A 12,602-nucleotide genomic window follows, 5' to 3' on the forward strand; every position below is an offset into this window, starting at 1 on the left:
TTTTTTATTATTTCCTTTGTTTTCAAACAATTTTTCTTAATGTATTATATGTTCTTAATTTCTGTTTATTTATTAAATTGTATTATTTTTCTCCATTACTCGATAATAAAGAAAATAGTTTATGATAAATATATTAATAACTTAATTACATTTTAGTAATTTATAGTTAGCATGCAAGCAAGCAAGTTAAATATCTCATTTCAAACGTCACTTTTAAAGTGGCGTTTTTTTGATAATTAGAAAGGTAAAAAATAATAAGGGTAGGCGGACTACCCCGAAATTCATTAAATGTTACTGTAAATTAAAATAGGTTTGAAATAATATATTGATTCATTCGGTAACAATTCATTTAATAATGGTCCTTGTAATGAAACGTCTAATTGTATAACTTCAAACACATTTTCATATTCAAATTTATTGAATTCGATTTTGCTAGCTTTTATTCCGACAACGTTTAATTTACTTTGAGCATAAAAGTATTTTAGCTCTTTAAATGGCACGTTTAAATTTTCTTTGTAAAGTGAACCGATTAAAGATTGTTTGTCGTGATCGAGTATTATTTTATAATCTCCAGGAACCAATTTATCTATAATCGCGCTCATTTTTTCTAAGGGTTTCAAATCTTTTTTCATACCTGTGAATTCTTCTCGGGTGTTTTTATCGATACCAATAAAACTTGATGTTTCAGATTTTATATAAATATCCATTAATTGTTCTAAAAACTTGAAATGATTGCCATCCAATTCAGCAATTGTTAATTTTTTGTCTGGATATAAAGAAATTTTATCACCTTTACCCATAGCGGTATTTTCAAATATTTCATAAAGATAATCGTGCAATTCAATTTTATACAATTCTGATTGAGCTTCACTTTTCGAATCAATAAAATTTAAAGTTTCTCTCAAAGAATTTTTATTGATTTTTAGTTTATAATTAGTACCATCTGAAAATGAGCCTTTTGCAATACCCGCACTTATTTCTAAACCAAACTCTCCTGTTGAATTTCCATCAATTTTATCTTTTGATTTTGTGTTAGCAGTGCTTTTACTTTCGCTCTCTGTACTTGTGTTTTTGTTCATTTGACTGTAAGATAGATTTAAACCTTTTCCGTGTTGACTTAAATAAGAATATATAAATTCTTTGTCGGTATATAGATAATGTTTCAATAAGATTCCTCCTTAGGTGGTGATTGTATGTTTAAAACTTTAAAAAAAATGAAAATTAAAGACGATATTGAATTCAAACAATTTTCAAATGAAGTCGATTATTGTTATCGTAAATTCAGTGAAGAAAATGATAAAAGAATGAAAGACCTCAACAACCAAAGAAAATTAGATAACAAGAATAAACAGCAATCATCTTTATGGGCAAATGCAATTAAAAATGGTAAATTTTAACGTCTACTTATGTAGGCGTTTTTTTATACCAAATCGTCCCAGATTGGAGGGAAAAATAGGGCAAGTGAATGCCCTCAATTATTCTGGTTTAACATCATAAATATAACGTTTGTTAGAAAATGACGTTAAAGGTTGGAACTCTAACTCGATTTTTTCTGGGTTGCCATTGATTGCAAAACCTTCAGAACCGCTAATTTCTCTATTAGGTGATAATGAATCCATCAATCCGTCAGTGATAGGGTAAGATTTAGCTTGTTTTCCATCTACATAAACTTTTACATCTCCGCCCACTGGAATTTCTTCTTTAGAGTTGTTTTTAATAGTCATGTCTACTTTTAAGACTTTATCAGCTTGAACTTCTGCAAATTCATTTCTTTCATCTGTATAAGAAGCACTGTCTAATGTGAATGACACTCCATCTATTTCAGTAGTTTCACCTACAGATTTAATTTTTGTATCCTTATCTTTGTCAAGCTTACCTTCTTCATTTATTTCTTTATCGACCTCATTCACGAAGGATCCAGTACACGCAGTTACGCCAATAATAATTAATATTAATAAAACTAAACAACCACCGCAGCCGAATAGCCAACTTTTTTTACGTTTTTTCTTTTTCTCTTCTTCTTGTTGTTTTTGGTATTCTTGAAATTGTCTAAATTGTCTTTCTTCTTGTTCGTTATTAAATTTTTCTTCCATGATTTTTCTCCTATATGTAGATTAAGTCTTTATATTCATTTGTATTCTAAGGTGCATTGTCCATTTGTTTATAGCACCACCGCCTTTAAATATGTAATATTCATATATCTTTATATTCAAACACTCGTAAAGACTCAAACGTAATAGCGTATTACCGTAATGAATAAGGGTAAACCTGCTACCCTGGAATATTAATCTTCGTCTTCATCTACTTTGCTCTCAATAATTTTAAGCACCTTTCTTACTTTATAAGATGTGATATCTTTAGGTAAAGAATAGGTGAAGCAATTATTTTTATTCGTTTTAACTTCGTAAACAATTTCATTTAATTTTATTTTGCAATTTAAAATTATCATCCATTGTCTCCTTAAAATAGATAAATTTAATACACCTTATATAACCTAAATACTCGCAATGAAATATTAATATCCGTTTTCTTCATACGCTTCATCAACAAGTGCGTTATATTCTTTAAGCAAAGTGTTATATTTAGACTGAGAAACACTATTTGATACTTTTGATTTACTTTCTGGTTTGTTTATCATAGTATTATAATCATCTACTAACGCGTTATATTGTTGAGCGGTATACGTACGGCTTTGTTTTTTACTAGATTGATTTTCTGATTTAGCATCTGAGTCCTTATTTCTCTTCGGAGCGTTTGACTTCTTATTATCATTTTTAATCGAGTTATCCCCGACTTGTCCACATGCGCCTAATATTAATAAACTTGAGAAAATTAAAAACAAAACCCTTTTCATTCTAAATTTCTCCCTTTATTTAATATTTTTATATTCAAACACTCGTAACGGTTCAAACTGAATAACATATTTACCATACCGAGTGGAATAATCATATTTTTGAGCTTCTTCTTTGGAACGTCATTTAAATCGTTATAGTTCAAACTTATATTACTAGTGTGTTGACTATGTTGATTAGAAGCATTTGTTGCTTCTGGTTCTGTTTCTACTTCTGAATTTTCATTTCTCTTTTATCCCACCATTGGTATAGTAAAATAATTAATTTGTGTAAATGTTATTTTAGCTCTTTTTCAATCTTTTCTCCCTTAACTCTACCTTTATCATCTACTTCAGTTTTAGGATCTTTCCTTTTCTTTGCGCTCTCTTCTACATCTTTAGTGCCACATGCTCCTAAAATTAATGTGCTTGCGAAAATTAATGCTAAGAATTTTTTCATAATATATATCCCCTTTGGTTTGTTTTTAATAATAAGATTTTATAAAAACATCAATTTCTTATTTGAAAACAATTTTATCTTCATCATAAGCATCAACTGAATAACCTACATATGCATGTGTTTTTAATATTAAATGTTTTGGTTCGCTTTTAAATTCATATTCATAAATATTAAATTTGAATTCTTCTGTTATTGTTTGGTGTTCTTTTAATTCAACATTTGTGTGTAATGTAAATGTTTGTAATTCATTTTCTAAAACAGGAAATTGACTATTTTTATCAGGATTTTCATATCTTTCTACTAAAGTTAATGAAATTTTGTTAATAGTTTGAGCAGAACTACCACCCTCTATTCTTACAATTCCTTCCAAAGTATCATTACTATGAATACTTTTGTTTTTTACTAAAGTTTCAACCTTCACAGAGTTTATTCCAATAGAAGCAAGAATGTTTTCAAACATAGAATCAAATCCTTTCTGATTAAATATTTTAATTAAACAATTACCATAACACTAATCCACTCTATGCAATTTAAAAACTCTCAATGGCTCAAACTGAATAACGTATTTGCCATATCGAATATATAAATAATTCTATCATTTTACTAATTTAAAATGTATAACGTATATAAAATATTAAGTTATTAATTATTTTAAGACGCTGATAGAAGCTCTGTGTTGCATTGAGAAATGCAAAGACGGATAACTTAATCACAAAAGGTTTAGTATAGTGAATGCATATAACTAAATTATTCAAATATAGATAAATATTTACAATTTAAAGAATGATGAAAACTTTTAACTAACATCAGATATAAGTCAGTTAGTCCAAGACAAAATATACATAACAATCTTTCATTGATCGGTACACCTTAAAAAGGATATATTGATACTAAAGAAGTTAAATATGCATATCCACATTCTGAAAGAGTAACAAATGTTAAAGTAGATAACATACATATGATTTAATAGTTTCTGACGGTGCAAATTATGTATTTGTTGGTAAAACAACTGTGGTAGTTAAGGGCAGCGACATCTTTTACTTAGAGTTTATGTCATGACATAATTATGACATAACGGATTGGAAAAACTAAAAAATATGGTATAATAAAATTACGGAAACGGCTTTAAATAGGGATTGTTAAGAGTTATTTTATAGTATTTTTAGGTGTACTTAATGCCAGGCATGATGTAAGTCATACAAACTTAACTAAATTAATTAATTTAGACGCTTTTCGAAAAATAATCACATTCGAAAAGCGTCTTTTTTAATGGGAAATCTTAATATAAATGTTTATTTAAACTGAGTAAATGTGCATTACAATATATAATAAATATATAAATGCTAGGCGGTGATAACATGCAGACTTATTCAAATAAAGATGATTTAATATTTGAAATTAGTAAGAGGGCTGAACTTTTTATTAATGAATTTAGTGATGTATCAGAATCAGATAAGGATGTATATAAAATTGGTGTCAATAGAACACCTGCACAGATGATCGCATACCAGCTTGGATGGTTAAATTTAATTCAATCGTGGGAGAATGATAATAAAAATAATATACCAGTTGTAACTCCCAGTCCTGACTATAAGTGGAATAATTTAGGAGGATTATATCAAGAATTTTATAAAACTTACTCAAATTACACATTAGAACAACTTATTAATCAGTTCAATAAGGAAGTAGATAGCATTATTGATTTAATTAAAAGTTTAGATAATGAAACATTATTTGAGAGTGGAAAAAGGCAATGAGCTTCATCAACGCCTTCCAAATGGCCAGTTTGGAAATAGATTCACATTAACACCGTAGCACCATTTAAGTCATTTAGAACTAAAATTAGAAAATGGAAGAAAACAGAAATATAAAGATAACTTAACTTTCGAAAGATTATAACAATATGAAAAACCATATTATCTAAAAATAAAAACGAGTCTAGGAATTATATCCAAGACTCGTCTTTTAATTAAGAACTATAATCCGAAAATTTATAATAAATCTAATAACCATGCTCCAAATAAGATAAATAGAATGAGTAATCCTATGAACAAATATAAATTTTTGGATACATGTCCTTTCGAAGTAAAAGCGTAAAGATACAAATAATACGAAGTGGAGATTAATGTAATAATAAGCAATATTGAAAAAATAATTACCATTTAGATCACAGCTTTCGAGTTATTTTTAATTTCGATAGAATGAATAAATCGAATATAAATACTTCTTCAATGTCATCCTAATTACTCTTTTTATTTATATCAATCGCTTACTTTAAATCATCGATTGCTTTTGCGATTGATTCAAAAACATGTGGAATGTCATCTTTTTCAATGCAACTAAAAGCAATACGGATATCTGAGTCATTTAACGCTATAATACCGATTGAATATTCGTTAATTAAATGGGTACGTAGTTCTTCAGGATTTACGCCATTGACTTTGACTGCCATGAAATAACCAGAATTAAAATCATAGGCTTGCCAATGATTTTTATATTTATCGTCATAAACAACAGATTTTGTAACTTCATATCTTTCTTGTAATGTATCTATATTTTGTTGAATTTCTTTATCAAATTCATCATGATTTTCTAAAACGTATTTAATAGCACTTTGAGAAGGCATTGGTCCACTTGAAATATTACTTCTTATTAAACCTTTAACTTTCGCTTCTAACACTTCTTTAGCAACATTATTATTTAATCCAAATGTAAGGAAACCAACACGTAGCCCCCACGCAAAGAATTCTTTAGTAGCACCATCTAAACGAATTGGTAAAATATTGCTTGATTCAATTTGATTTAGTGCAGTAAAAATAGACTGACGATAAACATCTTCATAGAATAAACCATAATATGCATCGTCTACTACAGCTATAACTTTTGTTCCTTTTTCAGCTAGTGAACGAACCGCTGAAACTATAGTTGTAACTTCATCGTTGTTCGGTGTATAGCCGGTAGGATTGTTTGGATAATTTAAAATTAAAATGACTTTGTCTTGATTGAAATTTTCTAAAGTAGTAACTAAATCATTTGTTGTGTAATGTCCTTCTTGGTTAAAGATTGAATATGTCTCAATATTTGCAGAATGACGTGTTTCATAAATTAGTTTGTAGTTACCCCAATTATGTGTTGGTACTAAAACAGTATCTCCACTCTCTACAAATAAATCAGCTATTAAAGATAACCCGTGAGTTAACGCATTAGTGACAATAGGTCTAGTAATTGTCTCTTTCGATAAATCAGGGTTTTCTTTTAGCATTTTGTCTTGCCATAAATCCCTTAAAGCTTCTAATCCTTGAGGTGGGGCGTATGGAAAGACTTCATCTGGAGATAAATGATTATAGACATCAAATAAAGTATCAGCATACATTTTCCCGTTTTTATTAGTAGCCATTCCAATTGTAGCGTTATATTTAGTTTTTTTAGCATCAGCAGATTGAGATAAAATGCCTTTTGGATAATACATTGATTGACCTAGATTTGATAACATACTTAATATTTCTGGACAATGATCAACAAGTTGATTATTTAAATTTTGTGCTAATGGGTTCATTTATTTAACCTCACTTTATTTTAGTGTTTAATAATATATTATCTTTAAATGCCTTAAAGATAAAGTGTTCCTATAATGATTACAAAGAATTGCTAATTAGGTTTATAAAAAGCGAACGTTTGTTCGTTTTTTATGTTAGAATAATGTCAGGTCATCATAAGATATGACACTTTTCATTTGGAGGTGTAGTGTAATGTCGTGGCTATTAGATGGTATGGTGACATTAATTTCGGGTGGTATACTCGTTATATTTCGTGTTTGGTTAGAATCTAAGTGGAAAGATAAATAGATGACCATACACAAAAACCCCTAACTTGCCGTCACAAGTTAGGGGTTGTGTAATGTAATTCGTGGATACAATTAAATTGTAACACATGGATTAATATTTTCAATTTTAAATGTATTTAGTAAGCAAATTTATAATTTTAATTTGTTATAATACATGTATTGAGGTGTTGATTATGATGAAACATTTAACTAAGATTTTCGTTAGTTTGGCAATTATCTTATTTGTTATTGGATATTATTTACAGGCTACAGGACACGAGAATCAAGGTGTTAAATTATTATTAGCAGCAATTATGTTTATCATATGTGCTTTTATTAATCGTAATAATGATAGAAAGAAAAACAGAAAATAACATTTTAGACTCTATATTAGCGTTTGACGTTAGATATAGAGTTTTATTTTTTAAATAGAATTGTATCTATAATGTATATACAGTTTGTAGCTTTAATACCATCAAATACAAGTATTTGCAAAATTACCTTTACAAAAGTATATATAGTGTGTATACTATTTATATACAGTTATAAAAGGGGGACATCAATGAAAATTATATTGAAGAACACCAGTGAACAACCCATTTATGAACAAATCAAACAACAAATAAAAGAGAATATTTTAAAGGGGTATGTTGAAGCTGGTAGCCACTTACCTTCGATGCGTGAGCTTGCAAAAGATTTACAGGTGAGTTTAATTACAACTAAAAGAGCTTATGAAGATCTTGAGAAAGAGGGATTCGTAACAACTGTCCGAGGAAAAGGTACATTTGTTAAAGAACAAGATAGTTCCATATTAAAAGAAAAGCAATTCTTTGTAATTGAAAATCTTGCTCGATTAATGATTAAAGAAGCTAAAACAATAGATATGCCTCTCAAGGAATTAAAAGAAATACTAGCTTTAATTTATGAGGAGGAAGAAGAATGAATGTCATTGAAGTAAAAGATGTATCGTTTCAAAGTAGTGCATTTTCAATAAACAATCTTTCATTCAGTATTCCTCAAGGATTTGTAACTGGATTCATTGGGGCTAATGGGGCAGGGAAAACAACGATAATTCGTATGATAATGGATATTATAGAACCTAAGCAAGGTCATATATCAATATTTGGTGAAAAAATAGCAAATAAACCGAAATGGATAAAAAATAAAATAGGTTTTGTTTATTCAGAAGTTTATTTTAACCAACAATGGACTGCAAAAAAACTTGAAAAAATGGTTTCACCATTTTATACCGATTGGGACTCACAAGCATTTAAAAATTATTTAGAAAAATTCAATTTACCTTTCGATGAAAAAATAAAACATTTTTCTACAGGTATGAAAATGAAATTGTCTTTAGCACTAGCTTTGAGTCACCATGCTGAATTGTTTATATTAGACGAACCAACTGCGGGGTTAGACCCTATTGTTCGTAATGAAGTGTTAGAAATTTTACAAAGTGAATTACTCGACGAACATAAGACTTTATTTATTTCAACCCATATTATTTCGGATTTAGAGAAAATTGCTGACTATCTTGTACATATAAAAGATGGAGAAGTTATTATGCAAGGTTTTCGTCATCAACTTCAAGAACAATACTCAATTGTACAAGGTGATAATCAAGATTTAGACGAGGAATTAAATCGCTTGTTCCTTTATAAAGAAGTGAAGTCGACAGGTTTTGTTGGTTTTACTAAACAGGCCCAAGTGTTTAAAGAATTGTTCGGAAAAAAAGTTAATATTAAACAACCTACGATTGAAGAACTTATGATCTACATCGAAAAGTCTAAAAGTAATGACAATCAAATAGATTTTCAGCAAAGTAGGTTGATAAAATGAAGCAATTACTAATTAGAAATTTTAAATGTAGGAGTATAACGATTGCCATTTATATCTTATTACTTCTATTAAATCCGTTATATGCTTTCGTATTTTCTAAAACAGAACTTTATTTTTTATTCTATGCACCGATTGCAATCACATTAATGGCGGTTAGCATATTAGACTCTGGACACTTGTTTAGACTACATAGAAGATTAGGAGGTAAAAGTTCATATTTGTTTTACGAAAGTTTACCTGTCTCTAAAAAAGACATGCTTAATGCGAATTACATTACCTGTATCGTATTAACACTTTTTGGTGGTTTTATTATCGCTTTGTACAATTTTCAATCTTCTAATATTGATTTTGGGGATTTAAGATACTCAACTGCGATTGCTTTTATATTTGTAAATTTTTTAAGTATTCCAATTGCATTTAGTAGGAATACTGAAAAGAAACGCGAAGGGATATCATATGCACCTTATATCTTGATAATGATGTTAGTTATTCCATTTGCTATTACAATAGTTTTTACACTAATTAATGCATTCGTTTTTCATCATCATATTTCTTATAATATCTTTGGCATATATTACAATTATGGTTTATTAAGCTTAAGTATTGTTTGGATGATTTTAAATTATTTGATTCAATTAAAACGTATAATTCAGCGTGAAAATAAAGGAGGGCCTATATGAAATTAGAAAATATTACAAAAACATATGGAGATAACAATGTTTTAGATAATATCAATTTTGATTTTGGAAATAGCAAAATTGTAGGTTTAATTGGTAAAAATGGTGTTGGTAAAACAACATTAATGAAAGTCATGAATGGCAATATTATTAATTTTAAAGGAAAAGTTCAATTAAATGATAACGAGAACGTTGGCTATCTTATTGAACATCCGAAATTATATGATAATAAAACAGGATTAAATAACTTGAAATTATTTGCTCAAGTTCTAGGCAAAGGTTTCGACAAGGAATATACAGATAAAATCATAGACGCATTTGGCATGAGACCTTACATTAAGAAAAAAGTGAAAAAGTATTCAATGGGTATGAAACAAAAACTTGCGATTGCAGTTTCATTAATGAACAAACCCAAATATCTAATTCTTGATGAACCGACAAACGGTATGGATCCAGATGGCTCAATTGATGTATTAGAGACAATTCAATCATTAGTGAATGATTTAGAAATGAAAATTCTAATTTCAAGTCATAAATTGGAAGATATTGAATTGATTTGTGATAGAGCTGTCTTTCTACGTGATGGAAACTTTGTACAAGATGTCAATATGAAAGATGGTAGTGCGCAAGATCATACATCGATTAAATTTGAAGTTAGTGAATTTAATACAGCACTAGATTATTTAACAGAACATTTTAACGTGCTTCAATCACACAAAGATAGTGGAGAAATAATGATTAAAGCACAAAAAGATTATAAACAATTACTCAAATCTTTAGCACAAAAAGATTTATATCCTAAGTATATTGAAACAAGAAAAAGTTCGCTTCGTGATACGTACTTTAATATTAATCAAAGAGGTGACAAATAAATGAGAAGTTTACAATTAGTTAAATATGATATATTGAGTTTTTGTAAAAGCTATTTAACATATATAGCACTAATTTTAATCTGGTTAGTATTAGGATTAATAACGTTCTTAATGGCACGAAATAATGATCAAGTAAATTATTCATCTATTTTATCTATGGCAAATTGGATGTTCTTATTCTTTGGCTTGTTAGTAGTGATTAAGACAATTACACGCGATTATTCACAAGGTACGATTCAACTTTATATGAATAAAGTGAAAAATAGAATTGGGTATATTATTGCTAAAACAATTTCAATTATTTTATTTTCATTCATTTTTGCATTCATCACATATATCACATTAATGTTAGTACAAGCATTTACAGAAGGAAAAAATTTAGACGGAGATAAGTTCTTAACGAACATTTGGTTCTATCTTATCTTCTTACTGTTCTTTGGTTTACTCTTATTCTTAGTTACATTAATTGTTCAAAAACCGGCAGTAATCTTTACACTAGGTATATTCTTAGTATTTATAGTTCCATTTATTCAACCTTTTATTGGTTTGATTCCTGACTGGGGAGAAAAAATTCAAAAATCATTAAAGTATATTCCGTTTAGTTATTTAACTGAGAAATCTCAAACGGATAGTATTAAATTTTCAAATTGGCAATGGTTTATTTCTTTAGCATCAATTGTTATTTTATTCATTGCGAATATTGCTTATGCAGCTAAAAGGGATATATAATATATGCCAAGAAATTGATATCCAAAAAAGAGGGTAGTAAAACAAATTTTGTTTTATTACCCTCTTACTATATATACTTTTATAGCATTAACTTACTGATTATAGAGTCATAAACTTGATTCCATAAGTCAGTATCTGATTTATATTTAGAAGTGATTTCATGATGTACTTCTTTTTCTTTATCCTCATAATTGTGTGCATCTTTAGGTGGTAGTTTTTCAGCTCTAAGTTGAGTAACAAATTCTTGGGCTTCACGAGCTCTAGGGCCCCAAACACTCACCTGTTCAAATTGATCATTCATAAAGATAAAGATTGGAATCGAGCGTGCTGTACCATTTGTTAAATATTGATCAATGAGATTTGTGTCTTCATCTCTATGGAATACGCGTACTTCTAGCTGTAGTGATTCACTTATACGCTTTAATATAGGTAAGTTCATCATAGCGTCGCCGCACCAATCTTCACTTATAACCAAGACTTTAGAATAAGAACTATCTTTAAGTTGATTGATTCTATCGTCAGACGAAGGTAGTGTGAATGCATTGTAAATTGTTAGTACATTATCTTTATTCACAGTCATGCTATCGATATATTCATCAAGTGGCTGACTATTATTAAAATATGTTTCTAAATTAGCCATAAATAAAACCTCCCCGTTAAATTTATATCATTATAACAATTTTTACTAAGAATGAATAATTATAAAACTTAAAATATATTAGTTTTATCACAATTAATAAGAACGTTAAAACAACGTTACAATTCTGTAAGAAATGATTGTAGTGGTTTAGATGTTTCTCAGTAAGTGGTTATGATATATTTAAGTTAATAAGAATAGAAGTGGTGGTACGGTTGCGCATTCAAAATCGATGGATAATCTTTAGTATTTTTACAATAATAGCTTTTATAGTGGTTACGTGTCTTACAATCTATAAAAATGAAAAAACAATTAATCTTACTGAAGTGAAGATAAATGATATTCAATTAAATGAACCATTTAATGAAAATGATTATGAGATAAATCATCACATAAAGTTGGATAGATACAAATTCTATAATGATAAAAAACATAAAGATTTAACTGTAAAAGTAAAAAATAAACACCAAACAGTAAAAGGGATCGTATTGATTAATGATCATGATGTAACAACAAACTTTGGTGTTAAAATTGGAGATAGAGTGGATCATGCAATCAATTATTTAGGTGATAATTATCGTAAAGATAAAGTAGGTAAGGGATATGATGCGTTAATTTATGTTGATAAAGAGCACCATATGAAGCTATCCATTTTATATAAGGATAATGTGGTTAAACGAATAGAATTTTTTAGTCGTTAAAAAGTGATACTTTTACAATGCACTTCAAAATAAG

General features: G+C 28.4%; 17 protein-coding genes and 1 pseudogene. 10 read left to right on the forward strand and 8 right to left on the reverse strand.

Annotation, left to right across the window (positions count from 1 at the left end; all coding sequences use genetic code 11):
* Positions 1-284: 284 nt before the first annotated feature.
* Positions 285-1,166, reverse strand: coding sequence for a hypothetical protein (locus EQ029_RS04505; RefSeq protein ID WP_011275315.1), 882 nt, complete (start codon positions 1,164-1,166; stop codon positions 285-287).
* Between the two features lie 27 nt (positions 1,167-1,193).
* Between EQ029_RS04505 and EQ029_RS04510 the strand changes: the two genes are divergently transcribed.
* Positions 1,194-1,397, forward strand: a complete 204-nt coding sequence (locus EQ029_RS04510) for a hypothetical protein (RefSeq protein WP_011275316.1) — start codon at positions 1,194-1,196, stop codon at positions 1,395-1,397.
* Between the two features lie 78 nt (positions 1,398-1,475).
* On the opposite strand, the gene EQ029_RS04515 is transcribed toward EQ029_RS04510, so the two are convergent.
* The 5 genes from EQ029_RS04515 to EQ029_RS04530 all read right to left on the reverse strand — a co-directional run bounded on the left by EQ029_RS04515 (position 1,476) and on the right by EQ029_RS04530 (position 3,750).
* A complete protein-coding gene (locus EQ029_RS04515) occupies positions 1,476-2,093 on the reverse strand; it encodes a DUF4352 domain-containing protein (RefSeq protein ID WP_011275317.1) in 618 nt (205 codons plus the stop codon).
* 191 nt (positions 2,094-2,284) lie between these two features.
* Positions 2,285-2,449, reverse strand: coding sequence for a hypothetical protein (locus EQ029_RS12545; protein WP_011275318.1), 165 nt, complete (start codon positions 2,447-2,449; stop codon positions 2,285-2,287).
* Between the two features lie 66 nt (positions 2,450-2,515).
* Positions 2,516-2,854 carry a hypothetical protein gene (locus EQ029_RS04520; RefSeq protein ID WP_011275319.1) on the reverse strand — a complete coding sequence of 113 codons (339 nt, stop codon included), beginning with the start codon at positions 2,852-2,854 and terminating at the stop codon, positions 2,516-2,518.
* 274 nt (positions 2,855-3,128) lie between these two features.
* Positions 3,129-3,290 (reverse strand): hypothetical protein, encoded by a 162-nt coding sequence (locus EQ029_RS12550; protein ID WP_011275321.1) that lies wholly within the window; start codon positions 3,288-3,290, stop codon positions 3,129-3,131.
* Between the two features lie 58 nt (positions 3,291-3,348).
* Positions 3,349-3,750 (reverse strand): sporulation protein, encoded by a 402-nt coding sequence (locus EQ029_RS04530; RefSeq protein WP_011275322.1) that lies wholly within the window; start codon positions 3,748-3,750, stop codon positions 3,349-3,351.
* A gap of 898 nt (positions 3,751-4,648) precedes the next feature.
* Here EQ029_RS04530 and EQ029_RS04535 point away from each other — a divergent pair.
* Positions 4,649-5,161 (forward strand): annotated as a pseudogene (locus EQ029_RS04535) (ClbS/DfsB family four-helix bundle protein).
* A gap of 398 nt (positions 5,162-5,559) precedes the next feature.
* Here the strand turns inward: EQ029_RS04535 and EQ029_RS04540 are convergent.
* On the reverse strand, positions 5,560-6,846 hold the full coding sequence (locus EQ029_RS04540; RefSeq protein ID WP_011275324.1) for an aminotransferase class I/II-fold pyridoxal phosphate-dependent enzyme: 1,287 nt from the start codon (positions 6,844-6,846) through the stop codon (positions 5,560-5,562).
* A 193-nt stretch (positions 6,847-7,039) separates the two neighbouring features.
* On the opposite strand from EQ029_RS04540, the gene EQ029_RS12745 reads away from it, so the two are divergent.
* The 7 genes from EQ029_RS12745 (at position 7,040) to pmtD (ending at position 11,230) form a co-directional block, all read left to right on the forward strand.
* A complete protein-coding gene (locus EQ029_RS12745; protein WP_011275325.1) occupies positions 7,040-7,135 on the forward strand; it encodes a Trp-rich small protein in 96 nt (31 codons plus the stop codon).
* 175 nt (positions 7,136-7,310) lie between these two features.
* Entirely contained in the window at positions 7,311-7,487 is a 177-nt protein-coding gene (locus EQ029_RS04545; protein WP_029376652.1) for an SE1626 family protein, read from the forward strand.
* Between the two features lie 188 nt (positions 7,488-7,675).
* Entirely contained in the window at positions 7,676-8,056 is a 381-nt protein-coding gene (gene pmtR / locus EQ029_RS04550) for a PSM export ABC transporter transcriptional regulator PmtR (protein ID WP_011275327.1), read from the forward strand.
* On the forward strand, positions 8,053-8,952 hold the full coding sequence (gene pmtA, locus EQ029_RS04555) for a phenol-soluble modulin export ABC transporter ATP-binding protein PmtA (RefSeq protein ID WP_011275328.1): 900 nt from the start codon (positions 8,053-8,055) through the stop codon (positions 8,950-8,952). The genes pmtR and pmtA overlap by 4 nt, the downstream gene beginning before the upstream one ends.
* The gene (gene pmtB / locus EQ029_RS04560) at positions 8,949-9,632 is read left to right on the forward strand and encodes a phenol-soluble modulin export ABC transporter permease subunit PmtB (RefSeq protein WP_011275329.1); all 684 of its coding nucleotides are present in this window, start codon (positions 8,949-8,951) and stop codon (positions 9,630-9,632) included. The genes pmtA and pmtB overlap by 4 nt, the downstream gene beginning before the upstream one ends.
* Positions 9,629-10,501 carry a phenol-soluble modulin export ABC transporter ATP-binding protein PmtC gene (gene pmtC / locus EQ029_RS04565; protein WP_011275330.1) on the forward strand — a complete coding sequence of 291 codons (873 nt, stop codon included), beginning with the start codon at positions 9,629-9,631 and terminating at the stop codon, positions 10,499-10,501. Before pmtB ends, pmtC begins: the two co-directional genes overlap by 4 nt.
* A complete protein-coding gene (gene pmtD, locus EQ029_RS04570) occupies positions 10,502-11,230 on the forward strand; it encodes a phenol-soluble modulin export ABC transporter permease subunit PmtD (protein WP_011275331.1) in 729 nt (242 codons plus the stop codon). It begins immediately after the preceding gene.
* Positions 11,231-11,309: 79 nt separating this feature from the next.
* Here pmtD and EQ029_RS04575 read toward each other — a convergent pair whose 3' ends face one another.
* On the reverse strand, positions 11,310-11,870 hold the full coding sequence (locus tag EQ029_RS04575) for a thioredoxin family protein (RefSeq protein ID WP_011275332.1): 561 nt from the start codon (positions 11,868-11,870) through the stop codon (positions 11,310-11,312).
* A 212-nt stretch (positions 11,871-12,082) separates the two neighbouring features.
* Here EQ029_RS04575 and EQ029_RS04580 point away from each other — a divergent pair, with 212 nt between their 5' ends.
* Positions 12,083-12,568 (forward strand): hypothetical protein, encoded by a 486-nt coding sequence (locus tag EQ029_RS04580; protein WP_011275333.1) that lies wholly within the window; start codon positions 12,083-12,085, stop codon positions 12,566-12,568.
* The last annotated feature ends 34 nt before the right edge of the window (positions 12,569-12,602 follow it).

Source organism: Staphylococcus haemolyticus, from assembly GCF_006094395.1.
GTDB classification, from domain to species: Bacteria; Bacillota; Bacilli; order Staphylococcales; family Staphylococcaceae; genus Staphylococcus; species Staphylococcus haemolyticus.